Raw genomic sequence first — 20,489 nt, forward strand, 5'->3', positions numbered from 1 at the left:
CTTTATGCGCCGGGTGGCTGTATTCACGCTGTCGGTGGCGTTGGCTAGCCAGGCTCAGGCTGCCGTGGACCCTGCGTTGAGCGCCTATACCCGAATCACTGGCGTATCGGGAAACCTCACCAGCGTAGGCTCGGATACCCTGGCCAACCTGATGTCGCTGTGGGCCGAAGCCTTCCAACGCGTCTACCCGAATGTGAACGTGCAGATCCAAGCCGCGGGGTCATCTACCGCGCCGCCTGCGTTGACCGAAGGCACCGCCAGCCTAGGGCCGATGAGCCGCAAGATGAAAGACGTGGAGCTGCAGGCGTTCGAGCAGAAGTACGGCTACAAGCCAACGGCCATTGCCGTGGCCATCGATGCCCTGGCGGTGTTCGTGCACAAGGACAACCCTATTCAGGGCCTGACCCTTAAACAGCTGGACGCTATCTTTTCGTCCACCCGGCTGTGTGGCGCGCCAGCCGATGCTCGGCGTTGGGGCGACCTTGGTGTGCAGGGCAGCCTGGCCGTTCAACCCTTGCAACTGTTCGGCCGCAACTCAGTGTCGGGCACCTATGGCTACTTCAAGGAACAGGCTCTGTGCAAAGGAGACTTCAAGGCTAACGTCAATGAACAGCCTGGTTCTGCTTCGGTGGTGCAAGCCATCAGCAGCTCCCTTAATGGCATTGGTTATTCCGGGGTAGGGTACAAAACGGCGAGTATCCGTACCATTGCTCTGGCGCGAACCGAGGACGGCCCCTATGTGGAGGATTCAGAGGCTAACGCGGTCAATGGTAGTTATCCGCTGGCGCGCTTCCTTTATGTATACGTCAACAAGGCGCCAAACCAACCCCTGCCGCCGTTGGAAGCAGAGTTCATCAAGCTGATGCTCTCCCAGACCGGCCAACAGATAGTGATCAGAGATGGCTACATTCCCTTGCCTGCAAGTGTGGTCAATACCGTGTTGGCTGGAATAGGGTTAAGCGCCGCCGCTAACCCTCAAGTGCCTTGAACTGGCTGCGAAAATCTGGGGGATAGTGTCACGATGGTGTCATGTTTCTGTCATATAACGCCGCTAGGGTGTGCGGATGAATGATCCGGCTGTACGCAAGGTAACGTCAGGCACGCCGCCGGCGCGCATTGATTTCAACACGCCGGCCTTGCAGCGCCACCGCCGGCTACGTGCGCTCGTCGACCGTTTTACCCGCTGGTATGTATTGGTTGGTGGGCTGGCTGTACTGGGTGCCATTACCCTTATTTTCTTCTATCTGGCCTATGTGGTCGCCCCGCTGTTTCAGGGGGCCAACCTCCAGATGCGTCCGGCCTTGACCCCTGCTTGGCTTGAAAGCGCTGGGGTACCGGTGTTGTTGACACTGGAAGAACAGAACCGGGTAGCCATGCGTATATCCCGCCAGGGTGAGGTCGTGTTCTTCGACACGACGGATGGCAGTGTGCTTAGCCGCCTGACCCTGCCACTGCCCGCAGGCGCCACTGTAGCCAGCGTGGCTCAAGATCAGCCTGGCAAGGGCCTATTGGCCCTGGGGTTATCCAATGGGCAGGCACTGGTCTTCCGGCACTTGTACCAGACCGCTTGGCCCGATGACCATAAAACTGTCACACCCTCGGTGGATTACCCTTACGGCCAGCGGTTGTTCACCCTCGATGAGCAAGGAGGCGCCTTGCAACACATCGCCATGAGCGCCAGCGAAACCGGGCTGCTGCTGGCCGGGTCGGACAACACGCGGCTCAACCTGATTGCCGCGCCGCTTGATACCACCCGCGCAGCACTGCCTGTGCGGGTGGCGCTGCCGCAACTGACCGAGGCGGTACAGGCACTTTATATAGACCCTGGCCAGCGCTGGTTGTACGTTATCAATGGCCGCGCTCATGCGGACGTGTTCGACCTGGAAAAACACACCCTCAATGGTCGCTATAAGCTGTTGGAAGACGCCCAGGCCAGCGTGACCGCTAGCGCACAACTGGTGGGTGGTGTTTCTTTGCTGATCGGCGCCTCCAATGGCAGCTTGGGGCAATGGTTTATGAGCCACGACCTGGACGGCGAGCCGCGGCTAAGCCACATCCGGGACTTCCAGCTTGGTCAGGCGCCGATCGAACGGATCCGCCCCGAGCAGCGGCGCAAGGGTTTCGTGGCCCTCGACCGTACAGGACGGCTCGGGGTATTCCATACCACGGCCCATCGCACCTTATTGACCGAGCAGGTTGCCGAAGGCAGTGGCGTGCTTGCGCTGTCGCCCCGGGCCAATCGGGTGATGATCGAGCATGGCGGTACCTTGCTGAAGTTCGTGCTGGACAACCCCCACCCGGAAGTGTCCTGGAGCGCCCTCTGGGACAAAGTCTGGTACGAGCATTACGACCGCCCGGAATACGTGTGGCAGTCCACGGCCGCCAACTCGGATTTCGAACCCAAGCTCAGCCTGGCGCCCTTGGCGTTCGGCACCTTCAAGGCGGCCTTCTACGCCATGCTCCTAGCCGCGCCTCTGGCGGTGGCCGCCGCCGTGTACACCGCTTACTTCATGGCCCCGGCCATGCGCCGTAAGGTCAAGCCGGTCATCGAACTGATGGAAGCGCTGCCAACGGTGATCCTTGGGTTTTTCGCCGGGCTATTTCTGGCGCCTTATATAGAGGGCCACCTGCCTGGAGTCTTCAGCCTGCTGGCACTTACACCGCTAGGCATTTTACTTACCGGGTTGGGCTGGAGCCGCTTGCCCGCCAGCCTGCGACACCGGCTGCCCGAGGGGTGGGAAAGCGTGCTGCTGGTGCCGGTGATCCTGCTCATCGCCGCGGCTTCCTTGTACTTTAGCCCCTGGCTGGAGCGCTGCCTGTTCGCCGGGGACATGCGGCAATGGCTCAGCGGCCGCCTGGGCATCGACTTCGACCAGCGCAATGCCTTGGTGGTAGGCGCTGCCATGGGCTTTGCGGTCATTCCTACCATTTACTCCATTGCCGAAGACGCAGTGTTCAGCGTTCCGCGTAGCCTGACGTTTGGTTCACTGGCCCTGGGTGCCACTGCTTGGCAAACCCTGGTGCGCGTAGTGTTGCTTACCGCCAGCCCAGGGATTTTTTCGGCCTTGATGATTGGCATGGGCCGTGCCGTGGGAGAAACCATGATCGTGCTGATGGCCACGGGCAACACGCCGCTGATGGACATGAACCTGTTCGAGGGTATGCGTACCCTGGCGGCCAACGTGGCCATCGAACTGCCAGAAGCCGAAGTTGGGGGCAGTCATTATCGCGTGTTGTTCCTGGCGGCTTTGGTGCTGCTGCTGTTTACCTTCGCAATGAATACCATGGCCGAAGTGATTCGCCAGCGGTTACGCAAGCAGTACTCGTCGCTATGACCGGGGGCAGGGATGTGAGCAAACCCTCCACGGCTAGCTGGCTGCGCAGTGGCGCGCCGGGTGTATGGCTAAGCGCGGGCGCGGTATCGGTCGCGGTGATCATGACCCTGGGCCTGCTGACCTTGATCGCCATCCGTGGCTTGGGGCACTTTTGGCCGTCTGATGTGCTTGAGGCGACCTATCAAGTGCCTGGTCAACCGCCCGTGAGCTTGATTGGCGAAGTAGTACAACGCGAACCAGGGCCCCGCCCTGAGCCAGAGGCTATTAACAAGCCCTCAAGCAGTTCCGAGGCTGATACGCGGGTATTGCTCAAGACCGGTAACCGCGACCTCAACGGCCCGGATTTCCACTGGGTAGCCGAACGCTGGCTGACCGCCCCCACGTTCCCAGAGGACGTGATCACGGTAGAACGCCGGGAATGGGGCAATTTCTACGGGCGACTGGTGAGCCTCAAACAAGCCGGGCATGTGATCGCCGAAGGCGAGGGTGCCTGGTCGGCGCTGCACGCACGCTTGGCACGTACCAAAGCCCTGGCGGCCGAACTTACGCATTTACAAAAAACCGAAGTCGGCGGGATCAACCACAGCCTGGAGCGCCTCAGGCTGCATGGCCGCAAGCTGGAGCTGGAGGGCGCGCTGACCGCCACGGCCCAGGCCGACCTTGCCAGTGAGCGCGGCGCGCTTAATGCGCGTTATCAAACCTTGGAAGCGCGGCTTGATGAGCTGCGCACCCTGGCCGATCGCGACAGCGCTTTATTCAGTGACGCCATGGGGCGCCAGGTGGAAGTAAGCCTTGCCAGCATCGTGCAGGTCTACCGCCCCAACACCATGGACGTAATGGCCAAAATCCGGTTCTACTTCAACAAGCTGTGGGCATTTCTTAGCACCGGCCCTCGAGAAGCCAACACCGAGGGCGGCGTGTTTCCCGCCATTTTCGGCACGGTCATGATGACCTTGATCATGGCGGTGCTGGTGACCCCCTTTGGCGTACTGGCAGCGGTGTACTTGCGTGAGTATGCGCACCAGGGCTGGATGACACGGCTGATCCGCATCGCTGTGAACAACCTCGCAGGGGTGCCGGCTATTGTCTATGGTGTATTCGGCCTGGGCTTTTTCGTCTACGTGCTGGGCGGCTCCATCGACCGGCTGTTTTTCCCTGAAGCATTGCCTGCCCCCACCTTGGGCACGCCTGGCTTGCTCTGGGCCTCACTGACCCTTGCATTGTTAGCGGTGCCGGTGGTGATAGTAGCCACCGAAGAGGGCCTGGCGCGTATACCTCATTCATTGCGAGAAGGCTCCCTGGCCCTGGGCGCCACCAAGGCGCAGACCCTCTGGAAAATCGTATTACCCATGGCCAGCCCGGCTATCATGACCGGGCTGATCCTGGCCGTGGCCAGGGCCGCGGGGGAAGTGGCGCCGCTGATGTTGGTCGGGGTAGTCAAGCTGGCCCCGTCACTGCCCGTCGATGGCAACTACCCTTACGTGCACCTGGACCAAAAGATCATGCACTTGGGCTTTCATATCTATGACGTAGGCTTTCAAAGCCCTAACGTGGAAGCGGCGCGGCCATTGGTCTATGCCACAGCCTTGCTGCTGGTGGCGGTCATCGCCTTGCTGAATGTGTCTGCCGTCGCCATTCGTAACCACTTGCGCGAGAAGTACCGCGCGCTCGATACCTGACGCCTTGGGCGGCTTGGCCGCCAATGAGCAGTTGATAGCATAGGAAGCCTCCCATGCAACACCACACACCAGGCCGTCGCCTTGACATGGCCGCACTGGGCCGCAAGAAACAGAGCCTGGACATCGCCCACGAAGACATCGCCTTCGACGTGGGGGGGCTAAACCTGTACTACGGTGCCCAGCAAGTGTTGTTCGACGTAGCCCTGAACATCGCGCAGCGCCGGGTCACGTCGTTCATCGGCCCATCCGGCTGCGGCAAGTCCACGTTGTTGCGCACCTTCAACCGCATGAACGATTTGGTGGATGGCTGTCGGGTGGAAGGCTCCGTTAGCCTTCATGGGCAGGACATCTACCGCAAGGGTGAAGACGTAGCCGACCTCAGGCGCCGTGTAGGCATGGTATTCCAGAAGCCCAACCCCTTTCCCAAGACCCTCTATGAGAACGTGGTGTATGGCCTGCGCATCCAGGGCGTAACGAAAAAACGAATGCTCGATGACGCCGTGGAGTGGGCATTGCGCGGCGCGGCACTCTGGGACGAGGTGAAAGACCGCTTGCATGAGTCTGCCTTGGGCCTTTCGGGCGGCCAACAACAACGCCTGGTAATCGCGCGTACCATTGCGGTAGAGCCTGAAGTGCTACTGCTGGATGAGCCCTGTTCCGCCCTGGACCCGATTTCCACGCTTAAGGTCGAGGAGCTGATCTACGAGCTTAAGGCGCGCTTCACCATCATCATTGTGACCCACAATATGCAGCAGGCCGCCCGGGTATCCGATTACACCGCGTTCATGCACATGGGCAAGCTGGTCGAGTTCGGTGACACCGACCGCATGTTCACTAACCCCAGCAAAAGGCAAACCGAAGACTACATCACCGGGCGCTATGGCTGATCGTGCGGAGCACCAGCGTTATCGCCAACCCTTCCATCGGCAATCAAGGACCTGACCATGATCGATAAACATAGCCTTAACCATCACATTTCCCAGCAATACAACGCCGAGTTGGAAGAGGTGCGCAGCCACCTGCTGGCCATGGGCGGGCTGGTGGAAAAACAAGTCAACGACGCGGTAAGCGCCTTGATTGAGGCAGACTCCGGCCTTGCCCAACAAGTGCGCGACCTGGATGACGAAATCAACCAGATGGAGCGCAACATCGATGGCGAATGCCTGCGCATTCTGGCCCGTCGACAACCCGCGGCCTCGGACCTGCGCTTGATTATCAGTATTTCCAAGTCGGTGATCGACCTGGAGCGCATCGGCGATGAGTCCACCAAGATCGCTCGCCGGGCCATTCAACTGTGTGAAGAGGGTGAAGCACCCCGCGGCTACGTGGAGGTGCGGCATATTGGCGACCAGGTGCTGAAGATGGTGCGTGATGCCCTAGACGCGTTCGCCCGTTTTGATGCCGACCTGGCCCTGGCCGTGGCTCAATACGACAAAACCATCGACCGTGAGTACAAGACCGCGTTGCGCGAGCTGGTGACGTACATGATGGAAGACCCACGGTCAATTTCTCGGGTGCTGAACGTGATCTGGGCGTTGCGCTCGCTGGAGCGTATCGGCGACCACGCCCGCAACATCGCCGAACTGGTGATTTACCTGGTACAAGGCACCGATGTGCGCCACTTGGGCTTGGAGCGAATGAAAGAAGAAGTTCGCCGCAATGCCGAACGCGCTAATGTTTTGCCCCGTCCTGACGATAAGTAAGTTTACCCAAGGATCGACGCCCGGCCCGCGCCGGGCGTTTTCGTTCATACTGGGAACAGATTTTTAGGCACTTGCCTGGCAGGTGCAGGGCCCAGACAGGCATCGTGGCGTGGACGCCAGCTATGCTGTCTGGACCAATTTCAGGAGTCGTTAATGGCCAAGGTCAGTGTTCTGGTGGTGGATGACGCGCCTTTCATCCGCGATCTGGTTAAAAAATGTTTGCGCAACGCTTTCCCAGGCATGCAAATCGATGACGCCGTCCACGGTCGCAAGGCGCAAGCCATGCTTGCCAAGGACACTTACGACTTGATCCTGTGTGACTGGGAAATGCCAGAAATGACTGGCCTTGAGCTGCTGATGTGGTGCCGCGAACAGGAAAGCACCAAGACCGTTCCGTTCATCATGGTAACCAGCCGGGGCGATAAGGAAAACGTGATCCAGGCGATCCAGGCGGGGGTGTCCGACTACGTAGGCAAGCCCTTCACCAACGAACAGCTGTTGACCAAGGTCAAGAAAGCCCTGCACCGGGCTGGCAAGTTGGAGTCGTTGATGAGCGGCCCTGGCTCGCGCCCCAATGCTTCAGCCTTTGCCAACGATTCCTTGGCTGCCCTGACCGCCAACCGGCCAGAAGGCGTCGCCACGCCCGCGGCGGCTCCAGCCCCTCGTACCGCGCCTGCGCCACCTGCCGCGACGGCGGCCTCGGCGCCGGTGCGGCCTCCGTCCACCGCCACGGGCGGGCGCGGCCAGGGCCAGCTGCGCCTGGCGGGCGGCGGCAATATGTCTTGTGTAATCAAGGCTCTGAGCCTCAAAGAGGCTCTGCTGGTGGTCAAGCGCGGCGAGCCCTTGCCCCAGGTACTGGAGCAGGCGGTGCTGGACCTGGAACAAGGCGATAACGACGTTGCGCGGCTCAATGGCTACCTGCATGCGATTGTGGCCATGGAGACCAAGCCCGATAGCGAGTGGCTGCAATTGACGTTCCGCTTCGTGGACCAGGACGCGCAAAAGCTCGACTACCTGTCACGCCTGATCGCCCGTGGCACCACGCAGAAGCATTTCGTACCAGGGGCATGATGCTGCAAGCGGCGTGGCGGGCCGGTGGCTGCTACGCTAGGCCGCGGTAACTTTCTGGGGTAACCCTCGTGATGGGCTGGCGCTGTTTCCTTGCTGTCGTGATCGCCGCAGCCTGCGCACACGTGCAGGCCGCCGCTATCTATAAATTCGTCGACGCCAATGGCGTGGTCAACTACACCGACCGCGTAACCCGTGGCGCGCGGCGAGTGGTCTTCGAAGACCGCATGGTCGAGTCCCTGGCCGCCGATGTACGCTTGAATACGCACCGGGCGGCCGGCTCCGTGACCTATGAAGCACAAAACGACCTGTATGCACCTGTGCAGATAGAGCTGCGCTTGTCAGGCATGCGCAACGTAGCTGGCGTGCCACCGCGTACCATTGGCCGCCTGGTGCCGGCCCGTACCAAGGTCACCCTGATTACCCTCACGGCCGCCAAGGCCGGGCAAGCAATCGCCGGCACGCCAAGCTTCCATTACGCCCTGGGCGACCCCTCTCTTAACCCTGGAACCTATCGCTATCCCTTTCCTTGGGTAGGCGGCCCCTTCCGGATCAGCCAGGGGCCCAATGGCACCTTCAGCCACACCGGCCTCAAAGGGCGTTACGCAATCGATATCGCCATGCCCGAGGGCACGCCTATCATTGCCGCGCGGGCAGGGGTAGTGGTGAAAATAGAGAATAACCAAGGGGCCGGTGGCGCTCAGCCCTCAGGCAACTTTGTGCGCATATTGCATGCAGACGGCACCATGGGTGTGTACTTGCACCTGATGCGCGGTTCTGTCGTGGTCAAGGAAGGGGACCGAGTAGCCGTAGGCGCACCGCTTGGGCGCTCGGGCAACACCGGAAACAGCACCGGCCCGCACCTGCATTTCGTAGTGCAACGCAACAACGGTCAGGGGCTGGAATCCATCCCTTATGCGTTCGACAAGCCATTGCAGCACTTGCCGAATTTTGCCTTGGGCAAGCCGTGACCGTCAGCTGAGTTTCAGGACTTTCGCCAACACGATCTTGGGGCCTTTCATCTTTTTGATGATGATGCGTAGCCCTTCGACCTCGATCACTTCCTCGTCTTCCGGCACGCGCTTGAGGCTATCGTAGATCAGCCCAGCCAGGGTTTCGGCTTCGATATGGTCCAAATCCACGCCCAGCAGGCGCTCCACCTTGAACAGGGGCGTATCGCCGCGCACCAATAGCTTGCCTGGTTGGTAGGCCAGCACTCCGCGTTCGGCCTTGCGGTGTTCGTCTTGAATATCGCCTACCAGTACTTCCAGCACGTCTTCCATGGTGAGGTAACCGATCACCTTGCCGTCGGCTTCCTCAACCAAGGCAAAGTGCGCGGCGCCGGTGCGGAACTGCTCCAGTAGCTCGGCCAAGGGCATATGCCGAGAGACTCGCTCCAAGGGGCGCGTCAGCTCGGCCAGGTTGAAGGAGGCCGGAACGTGGTCCAAGGCTGCCAGCTCCAGCAGCAGGTCCTTGATGTGCAACAGGCCTACGAACTCATCTCGCTCACTGTCGTACACCGGGTAACGGCTGTACTTGTGGCGGCGGAAGATCGCCAGGATTTCCTTCAGCGGCGCATTGAATTCGAGCACAACCAGGTCTTCCCGGGAGTTGGCCCAGTCCACTACCTCCAACTCGCCCATTTCCACAGCAGAGGCAAGCACACGCATGCCTTGGTCGCTAGGGTCCTGGCCACGGCTGGAGTGCAAAATCAGCTTGAGCTCGTCGCGGCTGTAGTGATGCTCGTGATGCGGGCCAGGTTCGCCCTGGCCGGCGATGCGCAATATACCGTTGGCGCTGGCGTTGAGAATCCAAATGGCGGGGTACATCAGCCAGTAGAAGAGGTACAGCGGCACGGCCGTCCACAGCGACAGCAGCTCTGGCTTGCGAATGGCCCAGGATTTGGGGGCCAATTCACCTACCACGATGTGCAGGTAGGAAATCACGAAGAACGCGGTAAAGAACGACGCCCCGCGAATCACTTCAGCTGATTGCACGCCCGCTGCTTCCAGCAATGGCTCCAGCAAGTGGGCAAAGGCGGGCTCGCCGACCCAACCCAGGCCCAGCGATGCCAGTGTAATACCCAACTGACAGGCCGAGAGGTAGGCGTCCAGTTGGCTGTGTACGGTGCGTAAAATTTTTCCACGCCATCCGTTTTTTTCCGCGATGGCTTCCACTTTGGTGGAGCGCAGCTTGACCATGGCGAATTCCGCCGCAACGAAGAAGCCGTTGAGCAGTACCAGGACGAATGCGAAAAGGATCATGCCGAAGTCGGCGAATATGGCGGACAGCGATAAAGCAGGGGAAGGGTCCATTGGGAGAGGTATGAGATCCGTGTAGGGAAAGGTTAAGCGCCAACAACGGCGCGAATTAAGCAATTTAGCGACTAGCTGGAGAATTGACCAGTGCCGGAGGGCGGCAATTCCCTAAACAGGAAGTAAAGCGGATCAGTCGTCAGCATCGGCCAAGGCCAACTGGGCAATAGGGAAATGACAAATGAACACACTGCCTTTGCCTGGAACGCTGGTGATCTCCAGCCGGCCCTTATGCCGCAGCAGCACATGCTTGACGATCGCCAACCCTAAGCCTGTGCCGCCTGTACTGGAGCTGCGGCTCGAGTCCACTCGATAAAAACGCTCGGTAAGGCGCGAAATATGTCGCGGTTCGATGCCAATACCCGAGTCCTTAACGCTTAGGTGCAGCTCGGCCTCGTCGTGCCACCAGCGCACATGCACCTGGCCGTTGTCCGGGGTGTATTTCACCGCGTTGAACACTAGGTTGGAAAACGCACTACGCAGTTCTGGCTCGCTGCCTTTCATGCGCAACCCTGGGGTGGCGTCGAGGCTCAGCTGGTGATGGCGCTCGCCCGACAGCGCCGTGGCATCATTGAGGATGCTGCGCAGCAGGCCCGTGACATTGACGGCCTGGTTGTCCGAGGGGTAGTCGGTGGCTTCCAGCTTGGCCAGCAGCAATAGGTCGTTGAGCAAGGTTTGCATACGGCTGCCTTGCTGCTGCATCTGCTGCAAAGCGCGCAACCAGCGGGGGTTCAGGTGGCCAGCATTGTCCAGCAAGGTTTCCAGGTAACCGGTGATCACCGTCAAAGGCGTGCGCAGCTCGTGGGAAACATTGGCGATAAAATCCTTACGCATTTGCTCTAGCTGGTGAATTCGCGTTACGTCGCGCACCACCACCAAATGCTCGTTGTTGCCGTAGCGGGTGATCATGAACTGCAGGCGTACCCGGTCGTTGAGCGGGGAGGGCATTTCCAACGGTTCGGCATAATGCTCGGCGTCAAAGTAGTCCTTGAACCGCGGGTGGCGAACCAGGTTAGCGATGGGCTGGCCCACATCCAGAGGGGTTTTCAACCCCAGCAGCGTTTCCGCGGCGCGATTCCACCATTCCAGGTTGCCATCGCTGTCGAGCATGATCACCGCGTCGCGCAGGGCGGCGGTGGATTCCTGAACCCGGTCGATAACGCCTTGCAGCCTGGCTATCACCCGGTTGTCCCGGCGCTGCAAATTGTAGATGTTGTCGAATACATCGCCCCACAGGCCGTGCCCCTCGGGGGGCGGCTGGTCAGGGTGATGGCGCAACCAGTACTGCAGGCGCAGCAAGTGGCGCAAGGTATTGGCCAGGTAAACCCCAAGGCCCGCAGCCAGGCACAGCCCATAGTGGCCTGTCAGCAGGCCTAGCACCAGGCAGGCGGCAGCCAGCAGCAGTAGATGGCGAAGCAGAACGCCGTGCCAGTTCCGGTTCAATTAGCGTTCAATCCTTTCGCACATGCCAGGGTCAAGCTTTGGTGGAAAAGCGGTACCCCGTTCCCCGCACGGTTTGCACAAGGTTTTCGTAGGCATCGCCTAACGCCTTGCGCAGCCGGCGGATATGCACGTCCACGGTGCGCTCTTCCACATACACGTTGCCGCCCCATACTTGGTCCAGCAACTGCCCACGGGTATAGGCCCGCTCCTGATGGGTCATGAAGAACTGCAACAAGCGGTATTCGGTCGGCCCCATGTCGGCCGGGCGGCCATCGATGGTCACACGGTGGCTGATCGGGTCCAACAGCAAGCCGCCGACCTCGATGGGGGTTTCGTTATCGGTAGCGCCTGCCCGGCGCAGCACGGCCTTGAGCCGGGCCACCAGTTCGCGGGGCGAGAAAGGCTTGGTGATGTAATCGTCGGCGCCGACTTCCAGGCCTTGGATCTTGTTGTCTTCCTCACCCTTGGCGGTGAGCATGATGATGGGCGTGGCGGCGGTCAGCTCGTCGCGCTTGAGCCGGCGGGCGAGCTCGATGCCAGACGTACCCGGCAGCATCCAGTCCAACAGAATCAGGTCTGGCTTACGGTCCACAATGATCGCATGGGCCTGTTGGCTGTTTTCTGCCTCCAGGCAATCATAGCCTGCCATCTCCAAGGCGACGGCGATCATCTCGCGAATAGGGGCTTCGTCGTCGACGATCAGAATGCTTTTGCCAACCATGGTTTACCTCAAGCCTGTCCTGGATGTTGCGCTGCATTAGATAACGGAAATATTGCAGTCACATGACAGCCTAGCGCAGCGCGTAGTCCAACACGATGCCCACGAAGATCGCCAACCCTGCCCAATGGTTATGTAAAAACGCCTCGAAGCAGGCCATGCGTTCCCTATGACGGGCGTGCCAGCTTTGCCAGGCAAAGCAACCCACCGCGACGGCCAGGCCAGTATAAAACCAGCCTCCCAGGCCAAAACGGGCACCAGCCAACAACAGGCTTACCACAGCCAGGCCTTGCAGCAGGCCAATGATCAGGCGGTCGGAATTGCCAAACAGAATGGCGGTGGATTTGACCCCGATGCGCAGGTCGTCTTCGCGGTCGGTCATGGCGTAATAAGTGTCGTAGGCCACGGTCCAGAGCAGGTTGGCCAGGTACAGCCACCACGCCGCCAAGGGCACATGACCGGTCTCGGCCGTAAAGGCCATAGGCATGCCCCAGGAGAACGCCGCGCCCAGTACCACCTGTGGGTAATAGGTGTAGCGCTTCATGAAGGGGTAGCTGGCAGCCAGCGCCAGGCCGCCGAGCGACAGCCCTATGGTGGCTGCATTGGTGCACAGCACCAGCAGGAAGCTTAAGGTCACCAGCACCGCGAAAAACACCAAGGCTTCACGCCCGCGCACCCGGCCGCTGACCAATGGCCGCTGCTCGGTGCGCTGCACATGGCCGTCCACGTGGCGGTCGGCGAAGTCGTTGACCACGCACCCGGCGGCGCGCATGAACACCACCCCCAGCACGAAGATCACCAGGTTGCCCAAGGAGGGCGCGCCTTCGCTAGCGATCCACAAGGCCCACAGGGTCGGCCACAACAGCAGATAGATACCTATGGGCTTGTCCATGCGGCTCAGTTGGATGAAGTCCCAGGCGCGAGGGTGTAGCCGATTGAGCGCGCGCAACAAGTGAAGGTACATCAGTAGGTTTCCTTCGGATCGGCCAGCGTGGCCCAGAATTCAGGCAAAAAGACTTCTGTCACCAGCAGGCTCAGCGTGCCGCGCTCAAAGCGCGAGCGTCGAGCCAGGGGGGCGGTTTCCAGGGGCAAGCCTGGGACCCAGGCAAGCGGATAACAGCACGCTTCTAGGGGGCCCCGGCTGAAACCACCGTCCACGAATAGCAGCTCTCCAAGGGATCGCGTGCCCAAGGCCTCGATGGGGAAGCCATCCTGTACCAAGGCCTGCTGGCCCGCCACGCTACGGGCAAAGACCCAAGGCCGACCATTGCCCCTTAGCTGCACCTCGCGTACCCAGCCTGTCGCGCCCAAGGCCAGCCCCAGGGCTGCGCATTCATCGTCGCGCAGCACCGCCCAGCCTTCATTGATGGGCGTCACCTGGAAGTTGCCGTTAGCCACGTGCGTAAGGCGGCGGGTGAGCGAGCCGGTGTCGGACAGCCAGCGCTGCTGGGTAGAATCAGCGAAGTCGAGGTGGGCCTTCCAGGAAGGCTTATGTGAAGCGTGTGTGAAATGCGGCACGGTATGGGAGCATGGCGGTTGGCAGGCTTTAGAGCTTAGCATGAAGGTCAGGGGCTTTAGTCGGCCCGATCTAGGCGCGTGATAAGGTGATCGGTATGAAAAAATGGCAATGCGTAGTCTGCGGTTTCATTTACGACGAGGTACTGGGCTGCCCCGACGAAGGCTTGGCGGCCGGTACCCGCTGGGAAGACGTGCCTGAGGATTGGCTATGCCCCGATTGTGGCGTAGGTAAAACCGACTTCGAGATGATCGAGATCATCTAAGGGCGATATTGCGGCGCTAGAGCTGTGGCCGATTCGCCACTGAATCCATCACAATCAGCTCGAAATAACCGTGATAAAGCGGTCCACGCCTCTGGCGCAGGTGCCTGGGGCGTGCCATTCTCGATAAGCCCGGCGTGGACAGGGGTCACACGCACATCGTTAGCGGGCCTGCTAGGCTTGGGCTATCTAACCTGGTTGGCCAGCTCGCTTGGCCGGGCATAAAAACAATAAAACACAAGAGGCAACATCATATGCGCAAATCTGAACTCGCCAATGCTATCGCCGATCGGACCGATCTCACTCAAGAAGTGGCCAAGCGCGTGCTCAATGCTTTGCTGGACCAGATCACTCAGGCCGTGGACAAAGAGAACGTTACCCTGGTGGGCTTCGGTACCTTCGAAAAACGTCATCGCGGTGCCCGCACAGGCAAAAACCCGCAGACAGGCGAGCCGGTCAGGATTAGGGCGAGCAACACGGTTGCGTTCAAACCCGGTAAAAACCTTCGTGAAAGCTTGGGCTGAATAAGGGTTGGAAGTGTTGGAGGCAAAGTATGTGGAGCGCTGACGCCAACCTGAAAAAGGTTGGCGCAGGCCCCACAGGCCAATGGCGCGGCTAACCTGGTTGGCTATCCACGCCCATGTGGAGCATGGTCAGCTCTGGCCAAATTGTTGAGCGAGTTCGCGCAGTAGCTGTTCCGCGTCCAGAACCTTGGTGACCACGTCCTGAGCTTTTTCCCGAGTTACGCCTACACGCTCCAGAAGGGCGTCCGGGATGTCCTCTTCAGCGCCAAAGCCTTTGCCACGGCCGCGCAGCAGCCGTACCGCCAGGCACACCAGGTTAGGGTAGATAGCGTTCTCGCCACTGTAGTTGGGGTCGTTCTGGTATTGCAGCGCGGTGACCAGCTCTTCGGGCATATCCCAGTGGGCCATCAACCAGGCGCCGACCTGCTCTCGGTTGATGCCCAGCAGGTGTTGCTCCACGTAGGAGTGGCTCAGATGAGGATTGACCTCCAAGTGCCTGCATACCAGTGAGAAGTGAGGCGGAAACACATGCGCCAGCAGCAGATAGCCAAAGTTATGCAACAACCCACTTAGGTAGGTGAGACCGGCTTCAGGTCGCTGCGCCCGAGGAATGGCCCGGGTCAGGCCCTCGACCACTGCCGCGGTGTACAGTGACTGCTGCCAGTAGGGCGTGGCCTGCTGCGGGTTGTCCTTGGGCAAGGTAAGGGTTTTGCCCAGCGCTAGCCCGAGCGCCAGGTTGATGACCAGGTCAAAGCCCAGCACCCGTACGATGGCGTCTTCTACCGAGCGAATCTTCCCCGCAGAGCCGTAGTAAGGCGATGCGGCCCAGCTCACCACCTGTGCGGCCAACGCCGGGTCGGTTTCCACGACCCCGGTAACGTCGTCGGTACTGGCATCCGGATCGACCCGTAGCTTGATGATCTTCTGCGCCGTGCTCGCCAGCGGAGGGATTTCCATGGTGTCTTCGAGGCGCTGTTGAATCCGGCGGGCAGTGAAGGCTTGGACGCCTTTAGAGATGGCTGCCAGCGGGCCGGTAAGCCCTGCGTGAACCAAAGGGTTCTTCATGGTTTCGCCAAACCGCGCCGAACTGGCATTGACCAGGGCTTTGCGCAAGCCATCCTGCTCGGTGGAGATTTCCAGCAATACCCCTGGCTGACCGGAGGCCACCAACACAAACTCGATGTCGAGAATACGTTCGTCGTACAAGCACGGCGCATTGATTGCCAAAGGCAGGCCAGGCAGCTCACCCAGGCGCAAAGGGTCCAGCAAGCGGCGAAGCTTATCGGTTGGCACGGCGGTCAATGTGCGCCCGCAGACTTCAGCAAGGCGAGTAAGGTCGAGAAGCTCATCCTTGCGTATCAGCACCAGCAGGTTGCCCACCGCGTCGCCAAGCAATACCGCCTGTACTTGCCGCGCGGGGTTGAGCAAAGGATGCTCAATGACTTCGGTGTAACGAATATCGTGCTTGCGCAGCAATTGCTCGATGGCATCGGGAGCGTGCGGTGTCGCTACTTCCAGGGCAACTTCAGTCATGGCTGTATCCGAACATTTTACAATGCGCCAGTATACGCATCTTCGGGAAACTGGCGGGTGGTTAGCTGAAACCTGCTTAAACTTGGCCGTATTGCTGCCCATGGCGCAACCATCGCTCCAGTAACGGAGTGACATGGCTTGGCCATTGTGCAAGCAATTGCTGCGCGGCGTCTCGTACAGCGGGTAACAAGTGGGCGTCACGCATCAGGTCAGCTACCTTGAACTGTAGCAGGCCCGTTTGCCGTGTACCGAGCATTTCACCAGGGCCTCGAAGCTCAAGGTCTTTTTCGGCAATCACAAACCCGTCGTTGGTTTCACGCATGATCCCCAGGCGCTCGCGCCCGATGAACGACAAGGGCGGGTGGTACAGCAACACACAGTGGCTGGCGGTACTGCCACGGCCCACTCGCCCGCGCAATTGGTGCAACTGCGCCAAACCAAGGCGCTCCGGGTTTTCGATGATCATCAAGCTTGAATTGGGCACGTCTACTCCAACCTCGATCACCGTGGTGGCCACCAGTAGCTGAAGTTCGCCTTGCTTGAAGCGCGCCATCACTTCGGCCTTTTCCGCGGGCTTCATGCGGCCATGTACCAGGCCAACCCGCAGCTCACCCAGGGCGCCGGTCAATTCCTCGAAGGTGGTTTCAGCGGCCTGGCAGGTAAGCTCTTCGGATTCCTCGATCAGCGTGCACACCCAATAGGCCTGACGCCCTTGGGCACAGGCGGCACGCACCCGTTCGATTACTTCGATACGGCGACTGTCGGCCACCAATACGGTATTGACCGGCGTGCGCCCAGGGGGCAGCTCATCCAGTACCGAGGTATCCAGGTCGGCGTAGGCGCTCATGGCCAGGGTGCGGGGGATGGGCGTGGCGGTCATGATCAATTGGTGAGGGCAGAGCCGGCCATCCACGCCCTTTTGGCGCAGGGCCAGGCGCTGCTGAACGCCAAAGCGATGTTGCTCGTCGATGATGGCAAGGGCCAGCCGGTAAAAGCGCACCTCAGGCTGAAAGAGCGCATGGGTACCGACCACCATCAGCGCGCCGTTGGCGATTCGCTCTAGCGCTGCCTGGCGGGTTTTGCCCTTGAGCTTACCCGCGAGCCAGGCCACTTCTATACCCAAGGGCTCGAACCAGCGCTGAAAGTTGACGAAATGCTGTTCAGCGAGGATTTCCGTAGGCGCCATCAATGCGACTTGATAGCCCGCTTCGATTGCCTGCAAGGCCGCCAGCGCGGCCACTACGGTTTTACCCGCGCCTACGTCCCCTTGCACCAACCGCAGCATGGGGGCGTCCTGGCTCAGGTCGTAGGTGATTTCGGCGCCTACACGGCGCTGAGCGCCCGTTGGGGCAAAGCCCAGGTTAGCCAGGTAGCGTTCCGGCAAGGTGCGTGGCTCGGGTAGTGCCGGCGCACGTTGGGCTCGCAGGCTTTCGCGCAGCCGCTGCTGGGACAGTTGGTGGGTTAGTAACTCTTCGAAGATCAACCGTTCCTGGGCCCAGTTATGGCCTAGGGCGAGCTCATCCACATCGGCATCCGCAGGCGGCTGGTGCAAGTAGCGGATGGCCTCGCCAAGCCCGCCCAGGCGGTATTCCTTGGCCAATTCGTCAGGCAGCCAGTCCGGCAGGCTGCTAGGCCCTAGCATGGCCAGGCTTTGCTGGCACAACTGCCGTAACCGCTGTTGGGTAAGGCCTTCGGTCAGAGGGTAGATCGGCGTCAGGGTTTGCTCCACCGGGGGAGACTCGTCGCCGGTCAGGGCGCGATACTCGGGGTGATAGATTTCAAGCCCCGATGCCCCTGGCCGCGCCTCGCCATAGCAGCGTAGCGAGGTACCGCGCTTGAGGGCGTCTTTTTGCGCGTTGCTGAAATGGTAGAAACGCAGGCTGACCACGCCACTGCCATCTCCCAGCCGCACCAGCAGGCTGCGCCGCTTGCCCATGACGATGTCGGCACCGCTGACCACCCCCTCGATGACCGCGTCCTGGCCAGGGCGCAAGCTGCCGATGGGTATTACACGGGTGCGGTCCTGATAGCGCAGCGGCAAGTGGAACAGCACGTCCTGTACGGTCTCCAGCCCCACCCTGGCGAGCTTTTCCGCCATGGCCTCGCCTACGCCTTTAAGGGCGGTCACCGGCACGCTGGCGAGTTCACTCATACCGAGGCTTTGGCCGGTGCCGCTGGAGCCTTGACCACCGAGCACAGACGAATGGAATCAGCAAGGATTTCAATGGCTTTGGGCCGTGGGAAGCTGGCTCGCCAGGCAATGGCCACGGTACGGAAAGGCGCTGGCGGCGTGAGCGGGCGCACCTCGATCACGCCAGGGGCGTAATGATGGCTGTGTACCGCCGACAGCGGCAGTACCGACACCCCGAGCCCGGAAGCGACCATGTGCCGAATGGTTTCCAGCGAACTGGACTCCACCGTGGTATGCCGCGCGGCTTCGGCGCCTTTGCCCAAGGTAGGGCAGGCCTCTAGCACCTGGTCGCGGAAGCAATGGCCTTCGCCCAGCAACAGCAAGCTCTTGTCGTTGAGCAAGGCCGAGTCGATGGTTTCCTTGCGAGTCCAGGGGTGGTCGCTGGGCATCAGCACCTGGAAAGGTTCGTCGTACAGCGGGAGGGTGAGCACGTCCGCTTCGTTGAAGGGCAGGGCGATGATGACCGCGTCCAGCTCACCGTTGCGCAGCTTATCGCGGAGCAGGTGAGTGAAGTTTTCTTCGATATACAACGGCATCTGCGGCGCAACCCGATGCAGCTGCGGGATCAGATGCGGGAACAGGTACGGCCCAACGGTATAAATGGCGCCGACTTTCAACGGTGCGGTGAGCTGATTCTTGCCTGCTTGCGCCAGCTCACGAATGCCTTGGGCCTGCTCCAGTACCTTCTGTGCCTGGGCCACGATGCTTTCGCCCACCGGCGTCAGGCGCACGGCGCTCTTGCTGCGCTCGAAAATCAGTACGCCCAGTTCATCTTCGAGTTTCTTGACCCCCACTGACAGCGTGGGTTGGCTGACGTGGCATCGCTCGGCGGCATGGCCAAAGTGTTGCTCTTGGGCGAGGGTGACGATGTAGCGTAATTCTGTGAGGGTCATAACGGGCGTCCATGGGGTTGCGGCCCCAGCATAGCGGCTGCCGCCCATAGACGCACGTTATCGATAACGCAACCTTGTTTCGGCAACCCTTGGCGGCAGTGCTCGCCAAGGGTTATGCGGGCGGTTACATAAGTTGCCGGGGCGGCGGCCCTTCAACCCTTGGTCAGGCTGAAGCTAAAGGGCACCCGCAGGGTGATAGTGCCGTTACTCAGTTTATTCGCGGGGGGGGCGGGTAGTGGCTGTGCTGCCCGAACTGCCGCCAGCGCGGCGCGATCCAGCAGGTTGCTACCCGAGCTCTTATCCACATTGGCATCCAGTACACGGCCTTGGCCGTCCAGCGTGAATGCCACCACTACCTCACCCTGGGTACCTCGGCTACGTGCCGCTTGCGGATACTTTTTGGATCGCATCAGGCGCCCTAGCACTTCACCCTCCCAGCTAGGCGTATTGCTTGCCGCGGGTGCGGGAGGCGGCGGCGTGGGTGCCTTCACGGGTTCAGCCGGGCGAGCAGGCGCAGGCTCCTGTACAGGCTGTACCTCTTTGGGGGGCTCGACCTTCGGTTGGGGCTTGGGCGGCTGAGGTTTGGGCTTGGGTTTAGGCTTGGGTACCTCGATAACAGGTTTGGGCGCTTCGGCGAGTTTGGGCAATGGCGGTTCTTCCACCGGTTTGGGCGGCTGCACCACGGGCGGTGGCGGCACGGGCTCAGGCTCGGGCTCGGGCAAGGGCGCAAGCTCCATCAGCATCACCGGCGGTGGCGGCGGCACTGGCTGGGTGCTTTTCCAGTTCAACGCCACTACGATGGCCAAGGCATGCACCGCCAGCACCACCGCCAGGCTGGTGCCGTACCGAACAGCGGCCGGCAAGGGACGGCTGGCTGCGGTCATTGCTTACCTGCCGTCTCAAGCCCCACCAGGCCGACTTTCAGATAGCCTGCGCCGCGCAAGGCGTCCATGACTTCCATCAGGTCGCCGTAATCCACGCCTTTGTCGGCCTGGAAGAAAATCGTGGTGTCCTTCTTTCCATGGGTACGGGCGTCCAGCACCTGGCCCAAGGCGGCGCGGTCCACGGCCTCTTCGCCCAGGAATAGGCTCTTGTCGGCCTTGACGCTCAAGAACACCGGCTTTTCAGGGCGCGGCGCGGGCTTGGCGGTCGAGGCGGGCAGGTCCACCTTGATGTCTACCGTGGCCAGGGGCGCGGCCACCATGAAGATGATGAGTAGCACCAGCATCACGTCGATAAAGGGCGTGACGTTGATTTCGTGGTTTTCGGCGAGCTCGTCGGCGCCTTCTTTAAGATGCAGGCCCAAGGC

General features: G+C 60.7%; 19 protein-coding genes. 9 read left to right on the top strand and 10 right to left on the bottom strand.

What is annotated here, in order from left to right:
* Positions 1-4 precede the first annotated feature (4 nt).
* The 7 genes from ACWKV4_RS14440 (at position 5) to ACWKV4_RS14470 (ending at position 8,756) form a co-directional block, all read left to right on the top strand.
* A complete protein-coding gene (locus tag ACWKV4_RS14440; RefSeq protein WP_483832803.1) occupies positions 5-988 on the top strand; it encodes a phosphate ABC transporter substrate-binding protein PstS family protein in 984 nt (327 codons plus the stop codon).
* 76 nt (positions 989-1,064) lie between these two features.
* Entirely contained in the window at positions 1,065-3,335 is a 2,271-nt protein-coding gene (locus ACWKV4_RS14445) for an ABC transporter permease subunit (protein ID WP_483832771.1), read from the top strand.
* 14 nt (positions 3,336-3,349) lie between these two features.
* A complete protein-coding gene (gene pstA / locus ACWKV4_RS14450; RefSeq protein WP_483832772.1) occupies positions 3,350-5,014 on the top strand; it encodes a phosphate ABC transporter permease PstA in 1,665 nt (554 codons plus the stop codon).
* A gap of 53 nt (positions 5,015-5,067) precedes the next feature.
* A complete protein-coding gene (gene pstB / locus ACWKV4_RS14455; protein WP_483832773.1) occupies positions 5,068-5,901 on the top strand; it encodes a phosphate ABC transporter ATP-binding protein PstB in 834 nt (277 codons plus the stop codon).
* Between the two features lie 57 nt (positions 5,902-5,958).
* Positions 5,959-6,717 carry a phosphate signaling complex protein PhoU gene (gene phoU / locus ACWKV4_RS14460; RefSeq protein ID WP_483832774.1) on the top strand — a complete coding sequence of 253 codons (759 nt, stop codon included), beginning with the start codon at positions 5,959-5,961 and terminating at the stop codon, positions 6,715-6,717.
* Between the two features lie 153 nt (positions 6,718-6,870).
* Positions 6,871-7,788: a response regulator gene (locus ACWKV4_RS14465; RefSeq protein ID WP_483832775.1), complete on the top strand. Its 918-nt coding sequence runs from the start codon at positions 6,871-6,873 to the stop codon at positions 7,786-7,788.
* A 71-nt stretch (positions 7,789-7,859) separates the two neighbouring features.
* Positions 7,860-8,756, top strand: coding sequence for a peptidoglycan DD-metalloendopeptidase family protein (locus ACWKV4_RS14470; RefSeq protein ID WP_483832776.1), 897 nt, complete (start codon positions 7,860-7,862; stop codon positions 8,754-8,756).
* A gap of 3 nt (positions 8,757-8,759) precedes the next feature.
* On the opposite strand, the gene ACWKV4_RS14475 is transcribed toward ACWKV4_RS14470, so the two are convergent.
* From ACWKV4_RS14475 to ACWKV4_RS14495, 5 genes are all read right to left on the bottom strand, one after another.
* Positions 8,760-10,100, bottom strand: a complete 1,341-nt coding sequence (locus ACWKV4_RS14475) for a hemolysin family protein (RefSeq protein WP_483832777.1) — start codon at positions 10,098-10,100, stop codon at positions 8,760-8,762.
* A gap of 132 nt (positions 10,101-10,232) precedes the next feature.
* Positions 10,233-11,543: a phosphate regulon sensor histidine kinase PhoR gene (gene phoR / locus ACWKV4_RS14480; protein ID WP_483832778.1), complete on the bottom strand. Its 1,311-nt coding sequence runs from the start codon at positions 11,541-11,543 to the stop codon at positions 10,233-10,235.
* 31 nt (positions 11,544-11,574) lie between these two features.
* On the bottom strand, positions 11,575-12,264 hold the full coding sequence (gene phoB / locus ACWKV4_RS14485; protein WP_483832779.1) for a phosphate regulon transcriptional regulator PhoB: 690 nt from the start codon (positions 12,262-12,264) through the stop codon (positions 11,575-11,577).
* Between the two features lie 70 nt (positions 12,265-12,334).
* On the bottom strand, positions 12,335-13,225 hold the full coding sequence (ubiA, locus tag ACWKV4_RS14490; RefSeq protein WP_483832780.1) for a 4-hydroxybenzoate octaprenyltransferase: 891 nt from the start codon (positions 13,223-13,225) through the stop codon (positions 12,335-12,337).
* Positions 13,225-13,779 (bottom strand): chorismate--pyruvate lyase family protein, encoded by a 555-nt coding sequence (locus ACWKV4_RS14495; RefSeq protein ID WP_483832781.1) that lies wholly within the window; start codon positions 13,777-13,779, stop codon positions 13,225-13,227. The genes ubiA and ACWKV4_RS14495 overlap by 1 nt, the downstream gene beginning before the upstream one ends.
* A 95-nt stretch (positions 13,780-13,874) precedes the next feature.
* Between ACWKV4_RS14495 and ACWKV4_RS14500 the strand changes: the two genes are divergently transcribed.
* Both ACWKV4_RS14500 and ACWKV4_RS14505 read left to right on the top strand, forming a co-directional pair.
* Positions 13,875-14,042, top strand: a complete 168-nt coding sequence (locus ACWKV4_RS14500; RefSeq protein WP_483832782.1) for a rubredoxin — start codon at positions 13,875-13,877, stop codon at positions 14,040-14,042.
* Between the two features lie 251 nt (positions 14,043-14,293).
* Positions 14,294-14,563: an HU family DNA-binding protein gene (locus ACWKV4_RS14505; protein ID WP_483832783.1), complete on the top strand. Its 270-nt coding sequence runs from the start codon at positions 14,294-14,296 to the stop codon at positions 14,561-14,563.
* A gap of 129 nt (positions 14,564-14,692) precedes the next feature.
* On the opposite strand, the gene ACWKV4_RS14510 is transcribed toward ACWKV4_RS14505, so the two are convergent.
* From ACWKV4_RS14510 to exbD, 5 genes are all read right to left on the bottom strand, one after another.
* Positions 14,693-16,096, bottom strand: coding sequence for an aminoacyl-tRNA deacylase and HDOD domain-containing protein (locus tag ACWKV4_RS14510; RefSeq protein WP_483832784.1), 1,404 nt, complete (start codon positions 16,094-16,096; stop codon positions 14,693-14,695).
* Between the two features lie 76 nt (positions 16,097-16,172).
* On the bottom strand, positions 16,173-18,248 hold the full coding sequence (gene recG, locus ACWKV4_RS14515) for an ATP-dependent DNA helicase RecG (RefSeq protein WP_483832785.1): 2,076 nt from the start codon (positions 18,246-18,248) through the stop codon (positions 16,173-16,175).
* Complete coding sequence (locus ACWKV4_RS14520; protein WP_483832786.1) at positions 18,245-19,180, bottom strand: LysR substrate-binding domain-containing protein; 936 nt, start codon at positions 19,178-19,180, stop codon at positions 18,245-18,247. Before ACWKV4_RS14520 ends, recG begins: the two co-directional genes overlap by 4 nt.
* 152 nt (positions 19,181-19,332) lie before the next feature.
* Positions 19,333-20,064, bottom strand: coding sequence for a TonB family protein (locus tag ACWKV4_RS14525; protein ID WP_483832787.1), 732 nt, complete (start codon positions 20,062-20,064; stop codon positions 19,333-19,335).
* Positions 20,061-20,486: a TonB system transport protein ExbD gene (gene exbD / locus ACWKV4_RS14530; RefSeq protein WP_483832788.1), complete on the bottom strand. Its 426-nt coding sequence runs from the start codon at positions 20,484-20,486 to the stop codon at positions 20,061-20,063. The genes ACWKV4_RS14525 and exbD overlap by 4 nt, the downstream gene beginning before the upstream one ends.
* Positions 20,487-20,489 lie beyond the last annotated feature (3 nt).

The organism is Pseudomonas artemisiae (assembly GCF_057128685.1).

Excerpts from the sequence above, each read along its gene's own strand:
- ACWKV4_RS14525 (WP_483832787.1), bottom strand. The coding sequence starts at position 20,064 with ATGACCGCAGCCAGCCGTCCCTTGCCGGCCGCTGTTCGGTACGGCACC.
- ACWKV4_RS14445 (WP_483832771.1), top strand. The coding sequence starts at position 1,065 with ATGAATGATCCGGCTGTACGCAAGGTAACGTCAGGCACGCCGCCGGCG.
- ACWKV4_RS14440 (WP_483832803.1), top strand. The coding sequence starts at position 5 with ATGCGCCGGGTGGCTGTATTCACGCTGTCGGTGGCGTTGGCTAGCCAG.
- phoB (WP_483832779.1), bottom strand. The coding sequence starts at position 12,264 with ATGGTTGGCAAAAGCATTCTGATCGTCGACGACGAAGCCCCTATTCGC.
- ACWKV4_RS14505 (WP_483832783.1), top strand. The coding sequence starts at position 14,294 with ATGCGCAAATCTGAACTCGCCAATGCTATCGCCGATCGGACCGATCTC.
- ACWKV4_RS14470 (WP_483832776.1), top strand. The coding sequence starts at position 7,860 with ATGGGCTGGCGCTGTTTCCTTGCTGTCGTGATCGCCGCAGCCTGCGCA.
- ACWKV4_RS14465 (WP_483832775.1), top strand. The coding sequence starts at position 6,871 with ATGGCCAAGGTCAGTGTTCTGGTGGTGGATGACGCGCCTTTCATCCGC.
- ACWKV4_RS14520 (WP_483832786.1), bottom strand. The coding sequence starts at position 19,180 with ATGACCCTCACAGAATTACGCTACATCGTCACCCTCGCCCAAGAGCAA.
- ubiA (WP_483832780.1), bottom strand. The coding sequence starts at position 13,225 with ATGTACCTTCACTTGTTGCGCGCGCTCAATCGGCTACACCCTCGCGCC.
- recG (WP_483832785.1), bottom strand. The coding sequence starts at position 18,248 with ATGAGTGAACTCGCCAGCGTGCCGGTGACCGCCCTTAAAGGCGTAGGC.
- ACWKV4_RS14500 (WP_483832782.1), top strand. The coding sequence starts at position 13,875 with ATGAAAAAATGGCAATGCGTAGTCTGCGGTTTCATTTACGACGAGGTA.
- phoU (WP_483832774.1), top strand. The coding sequence starts at position 5,959 with ATGATCGATAAACATAGCCTTAACCATCACATTTCCCAGCAATACAAC.
- pstB (WP_483832773.1), top strand. The coding sequence starts at position 5,068 with ATGCAACACCACACACCAGGCCGTCGCCTTGACATGGCCGCACTGGGC.
- ACWKV4_RS14475 (WP_483832777.1), bottom strand. The coding sequence starts at position 10,100 with ATGGACCCTTCCCCTGCTTTATCGCTGTCCGCCATATTCGCCGACTTC.
- ACWKV4_RS14510 (WP_483832784.1), bottom strand. The coding sequence starts at position 16,096 with ATGACTGAAGTTGCCCTGGAAGTAGCGACACCGCACGCTCCCGATGCC.